This window comes from Microvirga sesbaniae, assembly GCF_025460805.1.
Classification (GTDB): Bacteria; Pseudomonadota; Alphaproteobacteria; order Rhizobiales; family Beijerinckiaceae; genus Microvirga; species Microvirga sesbaniae.
This window is the reverse complement of sequence record NZ_JAMXFJ010000018.1, coordinates 103,412-118,561: the sequence shown is the minus strand read 5'-3', so window position 1 is coordinate 118,561 and position 15,150 is coordinate 103,412. Positions and strand designations below refer to the sequence as shown.

At 62.6% G+C, this 15,150-nt stretch carries 16 protein-coding genes; 14 read left to right on the top strand and 2 right to left on the bottom strand.

The window, feature by feature from the left end; translation table 11 throughout:
- A partial coding sequence (locus OCW50_RS22030) for a TOBE domain-containing protein (protein WP_262298961.1) occupies positions 1-320 on the top strand: 320 nt, incomplete at its 5' end.
- 76 nt (positions 321-396) lie between these two features.
- On the opposite strand, the gene OCW50_RS22025 is transcribed toward OCW50_RS22030, so the two are convergent.
- On the bottom strand, positions 397-1,593 hold the full coding sequence (locus OCW50_RS22025) for a mandelate racemase/muconate lactonizing enzyme family protein (protein WP_262298960.1): 1,197 nt from the start codon (positions 1,591-1,593) through the stop codon (positions 397-399).
- A gap of 97 nt (positions 1,594-1,690) precedes the next feature.
- The gene (locus tag OCW50_RS22020) at positions 1,691-2,467 is read right to left on the bottom strand and encodes an IclR family transcriptional regulator (RefSeq protein WP_262298959.1); all 777 of its coding nucleotides are present in this window, start codon (positions 2,465-2,467) and stop codon (positions 1,691-1,693) included.
- A 188-nt stretch (positions 2,468-2,655) separates the two neighbouring features.
- On the opposite strand from OCW50_RS22020, the gene OCW50_RS22015 reads away from it, so the two are divergent.
- From OCW50_RS22015 to OCW50_RS21955, 13 genes are all read left to right on the top strand, one after another.
- Positions 2,656-3,087, top strand: coding sequence for a VOC family protein (locus OCW50_RS22015; RefSeq protein WP_262298958.1), 432 nt, complete (start codon positions 2,656-2,658; stop codon positions 3,085-3,087).
- A 163-nt stretch (positions 3,088-3,250) separates the two neighbouring features.
- Entirely contained in the window at positions 3,251-4,411 is a 1,161-nt protein-coding gene (locus tag OCW50_RS22010) for a mandelate racemase/muconate lactonizing enzyme family protein (RefSeq protein ID WP_262298957.1), read from the top strand.
- Positions 4,412-4,483: 72 nt separating this feature from the next.
- The gene (locus OCW50_RS22005) at positions 4,484-5,689 is read left to right on the top strand and encodes an amidohydrolase/deacetylase family metallohydrolase (protein ID WP_262298956.1); all 1,206 of its coding nucleotides are present in this window, start codon (positions 4,484-4,486) and stop codon (positions 5,687-5,689) included.
- Between the two features lie 193 nt (positions 5,690-5,882).
- Positions 5,883-7,100, top strand: a complete 1,218-nt coding sequence (locus OCW50_RS22000) for an ABC transporter substrate-binding protein (RefSeq protein WP_262298955.1) — start codon at positions 5,883-5,885, stop codon at positions 7,098-7,100.
- A 72-nt stretch (positions 7,101-7,172) separates the two neighbouring features.
- Positions 7,173-8,033 carry a carbohydrate ABC transporter permease gene (locus OCW50_RS21995; protein ID WP_262298954.1) on the top strand — a complete coding sequence of 287 codons (861 nt, stop codon included), beginning with the start codon at positions 7,173-7,175 and terminating at the stop codon, positions 8,031-8,033.
- The gene (locus OCW50_RS21990) at positions 8,030-8,944 is read left to right on the top strand and encodes a carbohydrate ABC transporter permease (protein ID WP_262298953.1); all 915 of its coding nucleotides are present in this window, start codon (positions 8,030-8,032) and stop codon (positions 8,942-8,944) included. The genes OCW50_RS21995 and OCW50_RS21990 overlap by 4 nt, the downstream gene beginning before the upstream one ends.
- A 10-nt stretch (positions 8,945-8,954) precedes the next feature.
- Complete coding sequence (locus OCW50_RS21985; RefSeq protein WP_262298952.1) at positions 8,955-9,773, top strand: aldo/keto reductase; 819 nt, start codon at positions 8,955-8,957, stop codon at positions 9,771-9,773.
- 27 nt (positions 9,774-9,800) lie between these two features.
- The gene (locus tag OCW50_RS21980; protein WP_262298951.1) at positions 9,801-9,938 is read left to right on the top strand and encodes a hypothetical protein; all 138 of its coding nucleotides are present in this window, start codon (positions 9,801-9,803) and stop codon (positions 9,936-9,938) included.
- A gap of 93 nt (positions 9,939-10,031) precedes the next feature.
- The gene (locus tag OCW50_RS21975) at positions 10,032-10,781 is read left to right on the top strand and encodes an RraA family protein (RefSeq protein ID WP_262272357.1); all 750 of its coding nucleotides are present in this window, start codon (positions 10,032-10,034) and stop codon (positions 10,779-10,781) included.
- Positions 10,782-11,117: 336 nt separating this feature from the next.
- On the top strand, positions 11,118-11,864 hold the full coding sequence (locus OCW50_RS21970) for an SDR family NAD(P)-dependent oxidoreductase (protein WP_262272343.1): 747 nt from the start codon (positions 11,118-11,120) through the stop codon (positions 11,862-11,864).
- Positions 11,865-11,893: 29 nt separating this feature from the next.
- A complete protein-coding gene (locus tag OCW50_RS21965; RefSeq protein WP_262298950.1) occupies positions 11,894-12,427 on the top strand; it encodes a 2,4'-dihydroxyacetophenone dioxygenase family protein in 534 nt (177 codons plus the stop codon).
- Between the two features lie 383 nt (positions 12,428-12,810).
- Complete coding sequence (gene gbd / locus OCW50_RS21960; RefSeq protein ID WP_262272345.1) at positions 12,811-13,968, top strand: 4-hydroxybutyrate dehydrogenase; 1,158 nt, start codon at positions 12,811-12,813, stop codon at positions 13,966-13,968.
- Between the two features lie 276 nt (positions 13,969-14,244).
- Complete coding sequence (locus tag OCW50_RS21955) at positions 14,245-15,075, top strand: SDR family NAD(P)-dependent oxidoreductase (RefSeq protein WP_262298949.1); 831 nt, start codon at positions 14,245-14,247, stop codon at positions 15,073-15,075.
- The last annotated feature ends 75 nt before the right edge of the window (positions 15,076-15,150 follow it).

Genomic DNA, 15,150 nt, shown 5'->3' with positions numbered 1-15,150 from the left:
TGACCGGCACCGGCATCACCCTGCCGGTGGCCAACGCGCCGGCGGCCTCGGACGGGCAGCCGATCATCTACGGCATCCGGCCCGAGCACTTCATCCTGGACGATGCCAACGGGCTGCCGGCCGAGGTGGCGGTGGTCGAGCCGACCGGCTCGGAGACCCAGGTCTTCGCCAAGTTCGGCGGCGCCGACGTGGTGGGCGTGTTCCGCGAGCGCGTCGACGCGCAGCCCGGCCAGCAGATCCGCGTCACCCCCGATCCCAGGCTCGTCCACCTCTTCGACGAGCAGACCGGCAAGCGCCTGTCGTTCGGATTGCGACCATAGACGCATCACAGGATCGGGCCTCCAGCCTCGTTGCGGTTCGGCTTCAAGTGCCGCGACACCATGGCCGTTGAGACGCTCATGAGAAAAAGTCGCGGTCGTCTTCGGTCAGGTATTCCTTCGCCCGATCAGGGATGAGCTCGACTCCCATGCCCGGCCGATCGGGAACGTCGATCATGCCGTTTCGGACGATAGGGCTGGGGAGCCCTTCCACGATCTCGCTCCACCATGGCGGATCCGCGGTTGTGTACTCAAAGGCAATGAAGTTGCCGGGAAGCGTGGCGCTCACCTGGATCAGGGCCGCGAGACCGAGCAGGCCGTTCGCGGTGCCATGAGGGGCGATCGTGATGCCATGCAGGTCGGCGAATTCAGCGATCCATTTCAGCTCGGCAATGCCCCCGACATCGGCGGGATCCGGACCGATCACATGCACCGCATGGGTCTCGATGAGTTCCTTGAAGTTCTGCCGCAGGTAGATCTGCTCCCCTGTGTGGATCGGGGTGACGGAGGCGCGGGTCAGCTCACGATAGACGCCCGCATTCACCCAGGGCGTATAATCGCCCGACAGCACGTCCTCGATCCACAGGAGGTTGAATGGCTCGAGCATGCGGGAAAGTCGAATGGCGTCGCCAAGCATCCAGCCGGGGCCGCAATCGAGCGCCAAGCCCACGGTGCTTCCCGCCACCTCCTTCATGGCGGCGACGCAGTCCACAAGGTGACGGAGTCCTTTCTCCGTCACAGGGCCACGGTCGAGAGCGCCATGGAATGGGCTGGCATTCGGCTCGCCGTAATAGAAGTTCGGCACCTCCCGCTTCATCGGGGAGTGAAAGCCGATGGGCTGCTTGAAGATGGTGAACCCCTCGGGGAGCGCCATCATCCTGCGCATGTCGTCGGCGTAATCTTCCGGCCTGTGGCCCGCGAGAGGGAAGCGGATGGAGCCGTTGTAGACCCGCACCTTGTCGCGGACCTTGCCGCCGAGCAGCTTGTGAACGGGCAGGCCTGCGGCCTTGCCCGCCAAATCCCACAGTGCCATCTCGACGGCGCTGACCGCCGCTCCCCATGGCTTGAACCCTCCGCGCTGCCTGATCTTGAGCATGACCCGCTCGACGAGAGTGGGATCTTCACCGACCAGCGCCTCGCGCAGAGCGAGGATGTGCGGCTTCAGGTAATGCTTCCATGTCTCTGCCTGGGCATAGCCCGAGACACCTTGGTCCGTGACGATCCGAACGACAGGGCTCTTGCCGATGATGGCGCATTTGAGATCGACGATTTTCATCTACTTCTCCGGGCGGCTGGATCTGCCCCGAACGATGCTCTCTTCAAAGAGTGGAGCATCGGACCCAAACCTGGGTCCACTTTCCACGTCCGATGCTCTAGGCTGGCATCGCATTCGTCATGGCACGAGCGGTCTCGATGGCGGCGATGCGGATTTCCTCCATTCGGCTTGGCTCGGCACCGGCCAGGAACGGCACGCTCACAGCCGCGGCAAGCTTGCCTTCCTTGAAGAAGACAGGAGCCGCGAAGGCGCAGATGCTCGGCGCGCTCTCTCCCTTGTCCTGGGCCCAGCCGAGCCTCCTGATCCGCGTGAACTCGGCGCGCAGGCGCTTCGGATCGGTGATCGTCTTACCGGTGTAGGCTGGGAGAGGTTCGGCGAGCCATTGGTTCAGCCTCTCCGGCTCCATGTACGACAGCAGCAGCTTGCTCGCGGCGCTCGCATGGATCGGCATGCGCTGGCCGGGCTTGACCGTCAGGGCGTATTCCCGCCGCCCTTGCGCAGCGGCCACGACGATGATGCCCTCATCATCGATGACGCTGAGCTTGACGCCTTCGCCGAGGTCGGCTGAGAGCTTTTCCAGGAAGGGCTGGCTGAACGCCGCGATATCGAAGTCGTTCGCGCGGGATGCGACGTGAGAGGCCAAAGCCAGAAGCCGACCCCCGAGGCTGTAAGCCCCCGCCTTGTCGCGATACACCATATCGTGTCGCTGCAATGTATTGAGAATCCGGTAGACGGCGGTCCGCGGCAGATCGAGGAGGTCGGCCAGTTCTCGGATGGTCAGGCCGGCGCCGTTGTTGTGCTCAAGCGCTTCCAGGACCTGCATCATCCGATCGATCGCAGGGATCGTATGTTTGTTTTCTACGTCCTGCGTCATCTCGTCCATCATCGTCCAAGTCCGCTATTGACAAGTCTTAGTCGACCAGTACCATACATATTTGAACTGTCAAAATTCATATTTGAATAAGAGGCCGCTTTCAACAGGCCGCGGGAGGAGACGAAGATGGAGCACCGCAGTCGTTCTGAACTCAGTCCATGGGGCGCGGTGGCCGGGATGATGCTGCCATGCTGACGGTTTCGTCGATCGCTCATGTGGCCATCCGGGTGAAGGATGCCGCGCGGACCCTCGATTTCTACACGAACAAGCTCGGCTTCTCGGAAATGATGCGGCTTGACCGGGATGGACGGCTCTGGCTCGTCTATCTCAGGATCACGGACGATCAATTCCTCGAGGTCTTCCCCGAAGGGGAGGGAGAACGGGCGGCGGAACGGGAAGCTGTCGGCTACAACCACATGTGCCTGTCCGTTCCCGATATCGATCAGGCTCTGAGCGAGCTGGAGGCCAGCGGGGTTCCGCTGATCCGTCCCAAGACGCTGGGAGCGGACGGCAATTGGCAGGCCTGGATCGAGGATCCCGATGGACATCGGATCGAGCTCATGCAGATGGCTCCTGACAGCATGCAGGCGGCAGCCATCGCGCGGCTCAAGGGGGCCTGATCCGGTCAAGGTCCGCGTCATCCATCGGCGAACTCCACCCTGTGAGCGCGTAAGACGCCGAGAACGATAAAATGCTGATCGGCCTCCGGCCGACCTGAGCCAAAGCGTATGAAGCCCGCCTTGCTTCAAGAGCCGCGCCAAGGGCCGTGCTGGAGGAAACCGAATGAAAATCGTGGCACAGAAGGTGTTCGTCGCCAATGTCTCGCGCACGAACTTCGTGTTCGTCAAGCTCTATACCGACGAAGGCATCGAGGGGATCGGGGAGGCCACATTAGAGTGGAAGACCAAGACCGTCGTCGCCGCTCTGGAGGAGCTGGAACGCGTGCTCGTGGGGCGCGACCCGTTTGCGGTGGATGCTATCGTCGAGCAACTCCACCGTGACAGCTACTGGCGCACAGGCGCGGTCTTCCGCACGGCTCTGGGGGCGATCGAGGCGGCTCTGCTGGATATCAAGGGAAAAGCCCTCGGCGTACCGGTCTTCGAGCTTCTTGGGGGCAAGTTCCGCGATCGGGTGGCCTGCTATGCGAACCATTGGTTCTTCGGATCCGAGACCCCGGAGCAATATGCAGCCAATGCCCGCAAGGCCGTCGCCATGGGATATCGGGCCCTGAAGTGGGACCCCTTCGGGGCTGCCGATCTGGAGATGGACCGGCGGCAGCGCCGCACGACGATCGAGATCGTGGAGGCGGTGCGCGATGCCGTTGGCCCCGATGTCAACCTCATGCTCGACGTTCATGGGCGGCTGAATGTCCCCACGGCCATCGCCATGTGCAAGGCTCTCGAGCGTTACGACCTGACTTGGATCGAGGAGCCGACGCCCCCTGAAAGCATCGACGCGCTGGCGGAAGTCCGTGCCAGCAGTCCGGTTCCGATCGCAGCCGGCGAGCGCTGGTTCGAGCCCTCCCGCTTCATCGAAGCCCTGAACAAGAAGGCCGTCGACATCCTTCAGCCGGATGTCTCCCATGCGGGCGGTCTCGGCGAGACGAAACGGCTCGCGCATCTGGCGCATAGCCATCTGATCCCGGTCGCGCCGCATAATCCCGTGGGGCCCGTGATGAATGCCATGACGCTCCACATGTCTGTCGCCATCCCGAACTTCTCGGTCTTCGAGACGGTTTCCGTCGATGTTCCATGGCGTAAGGAGTTGGTGCGCGAGACCCTGCGGTTCGAGTCGGGACATATCCTCGCGCCCACGGCTCCGGGCCTTGGCGTCGAGCTGATAGAGGAGGCGTGCGCGCGGTTTCCCTATGAAGACCACGATGTGCCGCTGTTCGATGGAACCATCAACACCCGCGGAATAGCCACCGGCGAGAAGACGTTCTGAGACTGGGAGCTTCCAAGAGGTCTGGGCTGTCGATGGAACGGTAAGCTTCCGAGGGCCGCGATGAGTCGGAGGTTGCTCATAAGGAACGGACGCCTTCTCGATCCCTCTTCCGGGCGCGACGGGATCCTGGATGTCGCAATAGCGGATGGCAAGATCGTAGGCCTTGCCCCCCAGATCCACCCTGACGGTTACCACGTGATCGACGCGACCGGTGCTCTCGTCGTGCCGGGCCTGGTCGATATGCACACCCATGCCTATTGGGGCGGCACTCTGCTCGGTGTGAACGCCGACAAGGTCGGCCCGCGGAGCGGCGTGACAACGTGGGTCGACTGCGGCTCCAGCGGGGCGGCAACCTTCGAAGGCTTCTTTCACCATGTGATCAAGCCGAGCCGGCTGCGGATCATTCCCTTCATCAACCTTTCCTATATCGGACTCACTCCGGCCGGGAACCTGAGCATCGACGTCGGCGAGCTGTTCGATTGGCGGTTCGCGGACCTTCGCGAGCTGCGGCGCGTCAAGGCGGAATACGGATCCGTCATCGCGGGCGTCAAATTGCGAGCCAGCAACAACGCCTGTGGCGCAAACGGCCCTGTCGTGCTGCCGCTCGCGCGGGAGGCCGCGGACATCCTCGAGGTGCCGCTGATGATCCATATCGGGGCCGCTCCGCCGACGATCGACGAAGTCCTTCCGTATCTCAAGGCCGGCGATATTCTGACCCATATCTACAATCCGTCCGTCGGTGGATGCGTCCTCGACGAGCGCATGCGCCTGCGGCCGTCGGTGCGCGAGGCGCTCTCCCGCGGCGTCAAGATGGATGTGGGGCACGGCGGAGCGAGCTTCTCATTCGAGGTTGCACGGGCTGCCATCGAACAGGGCCTGCTCCCCGATGCGATCAGCACCGATATTCACGCGCACAACATCGACGGCGTCGTCAAGGACCTTCCGCACGTGATGGCCAAATTCATGTCGCTCGGCTTCTCCCTGGAGCAAGTGATCAGGCTGACGACGTGCTCTCCAGCCGACGTTCTCGGGCGGCCGGATCTCGGCCGGGCCGAGCTTGGAGGGGAGGCGGATCTGGCCGTATTCCACGTCCGCCATGATCCCGTTCAGCTCCATGACTCGCTCGGCGTCGGCAGGGAAGCGCCAGCCACCCTCGCGTGCACGCTGACCCTGTGCAAAGGACAGATCGTCGATACGTTCGATGACGGGCGGGCGGAGGGCCGCGCCTACTCACCGGGTCAGAGCCGGAAAAGCCGGGATCATGGTGATCGGAAGTAATCGCGAACGCGAATGCCCCGGCGATGAAGTCGCGCAGGATAAACGGTTGACATCCATCTCACTTGGACCATAACTTTAGTTAATTTGAATTGGCCTTGTTCAAATATGAACCAATAGAGAAGCCAATCAGCTGGGTTGCCCGGCGCGCATCCGCGCAATGATGCAAGGCCGGTTCCTTCAGGGAGGAGAGAAGATGAAGACATCAAAAGTGTCCGTTGGTTTCCTGGCCGTCTCCATGCTGGCGCTGTCGGCCGGGAGCTGCCTTGCCGGTGACGTGGTTTGGTGGACGCCCAATTGGGGCGAGGCACGGGCCCGCGACTTGGCCGACAAATTCATGAAGGCGAACCCGGACACCAAGATCAAGATCGAGGTGACGACGTCCGATGGCTTGCCGCAGCGCGTCCTGACCACGTTGCAATCCGGTGCTGCGCCGGATGTCATCGAGGTGCAGCACGGATGGGTGAACGGCTATGCCCAGAACAACCTCGTCATTCCCCTCGACGATACGCTGCAGGACCGAGGTGACTATGTTCCCGCCGCGCTCGACTACGTCACCTGGAATGGGAAGCTCTGGGCGATCCCGTACCGCATCGAAACCCTTGCGGTGATTTACAACAAAGGCCATTTCAAGGAGGCAGGGCTCGATCCTGAGAAGCCGCCACAGACCTGGGACGAGTTCGTGAAATCCGCCACCACTCTGACCCGCGAAGGACGGTTCGGCTTCGCGATCACGGGTGGCGGTGAGGTGGGCAACACGATCTTCCGGTCGCTGCCCTTCATCTGGATGAACGGCGGAGACATCATCTCGAAGGATGCCAAGACGGCTCTCGTCAACAAGCCCGAGGCTGTGGAAGCGGTGAAGTTCTATACGGACTTCTACAAGAAGAAGATTTCTCCGACATCGACGCTGGAGAATGACGGCATTGCCAACCGGCGCCTGTTCATCGCCGAAAAGGTATCGATGTACCAGGCGGGTCAGTTCGACCTGGCTTCGATCCGGAAGGAAAATCCGAAGATCGACATCGGCGTGATGCAAATTCCCCATCCGCAGGGTAAGAATACCGCGGCCATTCTGGGGGGCTGGAGCTTCATCGTCCCGAAGAGTGCGAAGAATCCGGCAGAGGCCAAGAAGTTCATCCAGTTCCTGAACATGGCGGAGAACCAGGGCTACTTCACCGATACGTTCCCGGCGCGCGTCTCGTCGATGAAGCTTCCTCGTTTCGATGAACCGATTCTGGCAGGCTACAAGGCAATGCTGCCATATGGACGGCCTGCCCCGAGCCACAAGAACTGGGTCCAGATCACCCAGGCCTACTTCAACGGCGTCCAGGCCATCATGCTCGGCAAGGAAGAGCCGCAGGAGGCCATGGACAACGCGGCCGACGATATCCAGTCCCTGCTCGACGAGTAGGTCTCGCGAGCCCGAGTTCCAGGCTTCAGCGGCGCGTGCCGCTGAAGCCCCCTTCCATTCGAGGACGGTCTCATGTCTCGTCAATCGACAGGCTACTGGTTCATTCTGCCTGCGTTGGTGGTCCTGGCGATGCTGATTGCTTATCCAGTTGCCTACACGGGTCTGCTCAGCGTCACTGACAGCCAATCCAATTTCGTCGGGGTCAAGAATTTCGCCACCGTGCTCCGCTCCCGCGCGACGCCCCAGGCTTTCTGGAACACTCTGTATTGGGTCGGCGGCTCCATCGTCTTTCAAGTCCTGCTCGGGACCGCAACCGCGATCCTGCTCAATCAGAGCTTTCCTGGCCGCTCCGTCGTGCGCTCCATAGCGCTCATTCCCTGGGTCATCCCCAGCATCGTTGCGGCCACCACATTTGCGTGGATGTTCCACACCGAGTTCGGCATCATCAACTACATGATGACCGCGCCCGGTCTGATCGAGCAGCCCATCGGCTGGCTCACCAACCGCGACACCGTCATGCCGGTGCTCATCGCTATCAATGTCTGGAAGCTTTTTCCCTTCGTCGCCGTGATGGTGCTGGCCGGCCTGCAATCCATTCCCAAGGAGCTCTATGAAGCCGCTCGGGTCGACGGCGCCAACTTTTGGGAGGAGGTGCGCCACATCATGCTGCCGCAGGTGCGGCCGGTCCTGGTCGCCGTGACCCTGCTTCTGGTCATCTGGGGTCTCAACTCCATCACCATCATCTATGCCATCACGCGGGGCGGTCCGGCCAACAGCACCTTGATCACGCCGATTCAGATCTTCCGCATCGCCTTCGAGAACGTGCAGTTCAACCAGGCCGCGGCGTTGTCCGTGATGTTCTTCGCCGTCGCGATCCTGATCGTGTTTTTCTACATCAAGGCACTTGCCGCAGCTCCGGGAGAGGCGCGATGACCACGAATGCTCACGTGCTGCCCCCCAAGCAGGCCGCCGCGGCGGAAAACACCCTGGCATCCGCCAAGCCGGCCGGCAGGTCGGATCGCACCGGTCTTGGCACGCCGTTCATCGTCATCGGCTGCGTTCTGCTGGTGGCGATATGCCTCTTTCCCTTCTGGTGGATGAGTCTCTCGTCAATAAAGACCCTGCGCGAGCTCTATACCGTTCCACCGATCTGGTGGCCGGCGGCGCCCACCTGGGGCAACTACCACAAGGTTCTCTTCGAATCGAACATTCCCCGCTATTTCCTCAACAGCGTGATCATCTCGGTCGGAGCGACCGGGCTGGCGCTGTGCTTGGCTGTGTTCGCGTCCTATGGCTTCGCGCGGTTCAACTTCAAGGGCAAGCCGCTCTTCCAGGCCTTCGTGCTTGTGGGTCAGCTGCTGCCCACAGCGGCTATCATCGTGCCGCTGTTCGTGACGCTGCGCGTGCTGGGATTGGTGAACACCTATTTCGGGCTGATCCTGGTCTACATGATCATCACGCTGCCCCTCTCGGTGTGGATGCTGACCAGCTACTTCAAGGCGATTCCGGTCGAGCTCGACGAGGCAGCGATCATCGACGGCGCCTCCCGCGTGGGCGTACTGTTCCGGATCACGCTTCCCCTCTCGAAGCCCGGGATCGTGGCCGTGGTGGTGTACTCCTTCGTGACAACCTGGAACGAGTTCATCTTCGCGCTGTGCTTCGCCAGCGATTCATCGGTCAAGACGCTTCCTATCGGGCTGGCGGAGTTCTCGACGGAGTTCAACACGGATTGGGGTGCGGTCATGGCGGCATCCGTGATCATGACCCTGCCGATCGCACTCTTGTTCCTGTCCATGCAGCGCCTGTTCGTAGGCGGCCTGACCGCCGGCGCCACCAAAGGCTGAGGAGCCATCCATGACAAGCATCGCCAACATGATCCCGGCCATTGGTCTCGGCACATACGGGAGAACCGGAGATGCCGGGATGGCAAGCATCCTGGCGGCCCTCGAGATCGGCTACAGGCATATCGACACGGCCCAGAGCTACGATACCGAGCGACCTGTCGGTGAAGCCCTTCGCCGGTCCGGACTTCCCAAGGAGGAGGTCTTCATCACGACGAAGGTCGCCGATACGAAGCTCGACAGGGCGAGCTTCATGCCGAGTGTCGAAGCGAGCCTGGAGGCCCTCGGACTCGGCCATGTCGATCTGCTCCTCATCCACTGGCCATCCCAGAACAATGCGGTGCCCTTCGAAGACTACATGACGGAGCTCAAGCGGGCACAGGATCTCGGCCATTCCCGCTTCATCGGCGTCTCGAACTTTCCGATCGCGATGCTGGAACAGACACGGGCACTTCTCGGAGACGGGGCAGTTGTCACCAACCAGGTGGAAATTCATCCTTATCTTCAGGCGCCGCGGCTCTCGAACTATGCGCGCTCGATCGGCCTTCCTCTCACGGCATACCAGCCTCTCGCACAAGGGGATGTAGGATCCGATCCCGTCCTGGCCGGCATTGGAGAGCGTCATGGGGTGACTGCGGCTGCGGTCGCCCTCGCTTTCCTGATGGAGGAAGGCCATGCCGTCATTCCGGCCTCGTCCAATGCCGTCAACCTGCGTGAGAACATGCGATCCCTCGAAGTGCGCCTCTCCGACGAAGAGATGGGGCTTATCCGGGCTCTCAACCGCGGCGAACGGCGGATCAATCCGGCCAAGTCGCCGCGGTGGGACGACTGACCTCCAGCCAGGTCGAGAAAGGACATCATGGATGGAGCATCCATCAGCAACGTGCAGAAGGTCGCGGCACTGTTCCGTGGCGGGATCCTGCCGCTGCCGTGGGGCGCGTTGCCTTCGCGCCACGTCTCGAACGAATCCATGTTCTTCGACAGGCAAGCCGCCTAGCGGACCGCGCGTTTGGCGGGAAGGCGGGCCTCATGAACGGCCATGAGCTCATTGTCAATCCCCTCTCAACATGAGGATTTCAGAGTGCAACCTATCCCTCAGATCAAAGACATCGCGCGGCCTCCGCGCGAACTCTCGGACGCGCTGGCGCAGATCGGAACGGCCACTGCGAGTAGCGAGCTCAGCCTCATGGGCATTCGCGACCCGCAGATCCGTGGTCCCCTGCCGCTCAAGCAGGGGAGGTCAGTCGCCGGACCTGCGCTGACCTTGCAGTGCATGCCCAAGCGCGAGGACCTCTACGGTACCAACGAATACGAAAATCCCGAGCTGCAGCTGCACAGGCACGTGCTCTATCCGGCCCGAGCGGGTGACATGGTGATCGTCGACGCGCGCGGGGATATGGCCAGCGGCATTTTCGGGGAAATGATGCTGACCTTCTTCGCCGGCAGAGGCGGGGCCGGCGTGGTGGTCGACGGCTGCATCCGGGACTCGGCCAAGGCCAAGGAACTGGATCTTGGAATCTGGGTGAAAGGCGTGACGCCGAATTATCATGCCCAGACGAACCTGATCCCATTCGCGGTCAATGTTCCGATCGCCTGCGGCAACGTTCTGGTCATGCCGGGAGATATCGTCGTTGCCGATGACGACGGTGTCGTGGTCGTTCCGGTCGCGCTTGCGCCGAAACTCATCGAGGTGGCGAGCGAACATGCTGAATGGGAGGAGTTCGCCCGCTATCGCCTCTCGCAGGGTGGCGATCTGCAGAAATATTATCCGCTGACGGAAGAGGTGCAGGAGGAATATATCGCGTGGCGCAACGCCCAGAACGGATCTGCCCGTACATGAGCGTTGCCGGTCTTTCACGCCGGGTCGCGCGGCGCCGGGTCGGATGCCTGTCCTGGCCACGACGGCGTGTCGTGAGGCCGTTTGCAAGCGGATGGCGACGATGGCCGGCCATGCGCCTGTGACGCTGGATGAGCGCTTCCGACGGCTCGTTGATCCGACCTCCCGGCTTGAGAATTCCGACGAGGGATGCTTCTGGGCAGAAGGTCCTGCATACTTTCGGGCCGGGCGCCGCCACGTCGGGGACGACCTGCCCAACGGCCGTGTGATGCCCGACGACGAGACCTCCCACCCCGTCAGCCTGTTCTGGCGGATTCTCTTTCGACAGCGGAGGCTGTGATGACAATGGATACGTTCGCACCTCGGCTCTATGAAGGCCGGACCGTCCTGGTCACGGGAGGAACGAGTGGGATCGGGCTTGCTTGCGCGAGGGCCTTCCGGAACCTCGGGGCCGAGGTCGTCGCGACCGGAGCGACCCCATCCGAGCGCGACCGGGCTTCGGATGATGCCCAGAATGCCGGTCTGGTGTTCGAGGTTCTCGACGTGCGGAACGGTCCCGCGATCATAGACCTGCTCGAGCGGATGGAGCATCTGCATGTGCTGGTGAACGCGGCCGGGGTGATCCGCCGTGACATCGAACACGACCCGGATGTCTTCGCAGACGTCGTCGATATCAACCTGAATGGGGCGATGCGCGTCTGTTCGGCCGCGAGAGCAAAGCTGCGCCACAGCAGGGGAGCCGTCGTCAATGTCGCGTCCATGCTCAGCTTCTTCGGAGGAGCGAGAGTGCCCGCCTACAGTGCCTCGAAGGGTGGAATCGGCCAGCTGACGAAAAGCTTGGCTGCTGCCTGGGCATCGGACGGGATTCGGGTGAACGCCGTCGCGCCCGGTTGGATTGCAACGCCACTGACCAAGGATCTTCAGGCCGATCCGGAGCGCAACCGTGCCATCCTGGCCCGGACGCCGATGAACCGATGGGGACTTCCCGACGAGGTCGCCAGTTGCGTAGTCTTCCTCGGCTCGCCTGCCGCGTGCTTCGTGACGGGGGCGATTCTGGCAGTCGACGGCGGCTATCTCACCGTTTGATGATATCGCATCTCGCAGGAGCATATGGAATGTCAGAGCCCGAAGTCACTCGAAACAGCGACAAATGGATTCCCTACAAGCATTCCCAGCCGAAGGATTCTCCGCCGGAACTCGTGGTTCCGAACGCCATCCCGACAGATGAGCGGATATGGGTCCCGGTCGAGGAGAACGTGTGGTTCCGACCCCTGCTGCTCGCTGCATCACGCGGCTATTGGATGAACCTGTTGCGTGTGAGGAAGTCCGGCGTGCTTTCGCGCCATCGGCATCCTCAGCCGGTTCACGCCTTCGTGCTGAAGGGAGAATGGCGCTACCTGGAGCACGACTGGATCGCCAAAGAGGGATCCTATGCCTACGAGGCACCGGGAGAGACGCATACGCTTGTCGTTGATCCCCATGTGGATGAAATGATCACTCTTTTTCAGGTCAACGGGGCAATGATCTATGTCGATCCAGATGGCCAGGCCACTGGGTTCGACGATGTGTTCACTCGGATCGAGAAATGCCGCAATCATTATGCGACGAATGGCCTGGGAGCTGACTATATTGACCAATTCATTCGATAATGGGGCGGCGCCGAGCGTTGTGGCATGGTCCACCCGCGCCGTCGAGGTCGAATGCCTGGTCTATCCGGGGCGACGGCCGATCGGAGGTTTGACGCGGAAGTCTCGTCGATCGTGAGTCGCCGATGTGAGATCCCGGCTATGCGAGCATCGGCGGATGTTGAATCGAGAGCCCCGAAACGTGCTTGTGCCGCCGCAAGCCGTTTCTCGGCAATGTAGGACAGCCGCGGAAGACGTTTCCCGGAGACGGTGACAGGTTGGCCATTGCTTGAGATGCCGAAATCGCCGAGGTTCGTGCAGTCGTGTCGATGGTTGCCCGGGCTTCCTGTCGAAGCGACGATCGGCGACCCAAGCGCATCGCGCGTGTCCAGGTCAGGAGAAACGGAATGTCACTGATTACCTATCTGACGACCATTCGCTTTGCGCCCGGGGCCATCGCTGGGCTCGGCGACGATCTGCGGGACCTGAATATCAGCAACCCGCTGATCATCGCCGATGCCGGTCTCGAGCGGGCCGGCCTGATTGATCGCCTCAGGAATGTGCTTCCGAACGGCTCCGACGTGCCGGCCTTCACGGGAACACCGACAAATCCGACCGAGGGGGCGGTTCTCGCTGCGCTCGATCTCTACCGCTCCGGCGGGTGCGATGGATTGATCGCCATCGGCGGCGGCTCGCCGATCGATCTGGCCAAGGGGGTCGCGCTGCTTTCCACCCATGGCGGCCCTCTGGAGGGCTATGCCGCGATTCTCGGTGGGATCCCGAAGATCACGGCAGCGGTCGCGCCTTTGATCGCCATCCCGACCACGGCGGGCACCGGCAGCGAGGTGGGACGGGCGGCTCTGATCACCCTGGAGGATGGGCGCAAGCTCGGATTCATCTCTCCCCATCTCATCCCTCGGCGGGCGATCTGCGATCCCGAGCTGACATTGGGGCTTCCCCCGGGTCTCACAGCGGCAACGGGCATGGACGCCATCACGCATTGCGTCGAGACCTTCCTGAGCCCGCGCTTCAATCCTCCGGCGGAAGCCATTGCCCTGGATGGCCTCGAGCGCGCCGTCAAGAACATCGAACGGGCGGTGACCCACGGTGACGATGCGGCGGCCAGGCACGAGATGATGATGGCTGCGCTGGAGGGAGGGTTGACCTTCCAGAAGGGCCTCGGCGCCGTTCACGCCCTCTCTCATCCTCTCGGCGGCCTGAAACAGGTCTCACTGCATCACGGGACGCTGAATGCCGTCCTGCTGCCTTTTGTCATCGCGTTCAATGAGAGGAATTGCGGCCCCAAATACGACGTTCTCCGCCGGCGCCTGGGGATCGAGCCCGGAGCGGATCTCGCCGATTTCTTCCGTGATCTCAATGCCCGCCTCGCAATGCCGGCGAGCCTCGCGGCGATGGGCGTCCCCCGCGTCACGCTCCCCGGCATTGCCGAGAGCGCGACCAAGGATCACTCTTCGGCCACCAACCCGCGACCGGCAAATGCCGGCGACTATCTCGCGATCCTGGAGGCGGCCTACGAAGGCGGATCTCCTCACGCCCTCACCTGAAGCATCGCTCAACCGGGCGATGAGGCGAAGACCACCCGAGGCGGGCCCTTCCGGCATGTGCGGCGCCAAGAGGTCGAACAGGGATCTGAACCCCTCCGGCAGGATTCATCGAGCAGCAGGAGCACGGCGGCGACGGACGGCTCTTCGGGAACAAATCCCGGCTCGTGCTGGTTGGCGGCCAACGGCCCGACCGATCGGCGAATGGAGGGAGAGGGGACCAATGATCCAAGCCTCGGCTCAACGTGCATCGGCACCCGCACGGCCGGGATCGGCTTCATGACCGCAGGCTCCGAGCGGCTGGCCGGCAAGGTGGCCCTTGTGACCGGAGGCGGGCGCGGCCTCGGCCGCTCCATGGTCCTTGGACTCCTGCGCGCCGGCGCCAGCGTTGTTGCGACCGCCGCGCGCGAGCAAGCGGAGCTTGAGCAGGTGGCGGGTGAAGCTCGAGGGATGGGTTATGGGGACCGGATCTATCCGCTCACGGCTGACGTGACCCGCGAGGAAGACTGTGTTCGAACGGCCGAGGCTGCTCTCGCGCGGTTTGGTCGTCTGGATGTTCTCGTGAACAACGCCGGGCGGGGCATGAAGTATGTCAGCGAGGCGTTCCTCACGGAGCCGACCCGGTTCTGGGAGGTTGCGCCCGAAACCTGGCGCATGGTGATCGATACGAATGTGAACGGGCCCTTCCTGATGGCCCGAGCTGCCGTGCCGAGCATGCTCCAGGCGGGCTGGGGCCGGATCATCAACATCTCGATGAACCAGGAGACGATGCGCCGCCGGGGCTTCTCACCCTATGGTCCGTCGAAAGCCGCGCTCGAATCCGAGACCCTCATCTGGGCGCAGGATCTCGCCGGAACGGGGGTGACCGTCAATGCGCTGCTGCCGGGCGGCGCCACGCTGACCGGCATGATCCCCCGTGGCGTCTCCGAGGCCGTGCGTGCGCACCTGCTCGATCCCGAGATCGTCGTTCCACCGCTGCTGTGGCTCGCCTCGACCCAGGCCGACGGGGTGACTGGCCGCCGATTGGTCGCCAACCAATGGCGTTCCGAGCTCGACGAGACTGTGGCCGCTGAAGGCTCGATGGACGATGCAGGATGGGGGCCGCCATAGGATGGTTCTTATCGAGCAGGGTGGCGCCGCGGGGCTGACCCGGAAGGGGATGCATCCTTGCAAGATCGTCCACTT

Coding starts and splice junctions, on each gene's coding strand:
- OCW50_RS22025 (WP_262298960.1), bottom strand. CDS start 1,593: ATGAAAATCGTCGATCTCAAATGCGCCATCATCGGCAAGAGCCCTGTC.
- OCW50_RS22000 (WP_262298955.1), top strand. CDS start 5,883: ATGAAGACATCAAAAGTGTCCGTTGGTTTCCTGGCCGTCTCCATGCTG.
- OCW50_RS21995 (WP_262298954.1), top strand. CDS start 7,173: ATGTCTCGTCAATCGACAGGCTACTGGTTCATTCTGCCTGCGTTGGTG.
- OCW50_RS21985 (WP_262298952.1), top strand. CDS start 8,955: ATGACAAGCATCGCCAACATGATCCCGGCCATTGGTCTCGGCACATAC.
- OCW50_RS22010 (WP_262298957.1), top strand. CDS start 3,251: ATGAAAATCGTGGCACAGAAGGTGTTCGTCGCCAATGTCTCGCGCACG.
- OCW50_RS22015 (WP_262298958.1), top strand. CDS start 2,656: ATGCTGACGGTTTCGTCGATCGCTCATGTGGCCATCCGGGTGAAGGAT.
- OCW50_RS21990 (WP_262298953.1), top strand. CDS start 8,030: ATGACCACGAATGCTCACGTGCTGCCCCCCAAGCAGGCCGCCGCGGCG.
- OCW50_RS21955 (WP_262298949.1), top strand. CDS start 14,245: ATGACCGCAGGCTCCGAGCGGCTGGCCGGCAAGGTGGCCCTTGTGACC.
- OCW50_RS21970 (WP_262272343.1), top strand. CDS start 11,118: ATGACAATGGATACGTTCGCACCTCGGCTCTATGAAGGCCGGACCGTC.
- OCW50_RS21980 (WP_262298951.1), top strand. CDS start 9,801: ATGGATGGAGCATCCATCAGCAACGTGCAGAAGGTCGCGGCACTGTTC.
- OCW50_RS22020 (WP_262298959.1), bottom strand. CDS start 2,467: ATGACGCAGGACGTAGAAAACAAACATACGATCCCTGCGATCGATCGG.
- gbd (WP_262272345.1), top strand. CDS start 12,811: ATGTCACTGATTACCTATCTGACGACCATTCGCTTTGCGCCCGGGGCC.
- OCW50_RS21965 (WP_262298950.1), top strand. CDS start 11,894: ATGTCAGAGCCCGAAGTCACTCGAAACAGCGACAAATGGATTCCCTAC.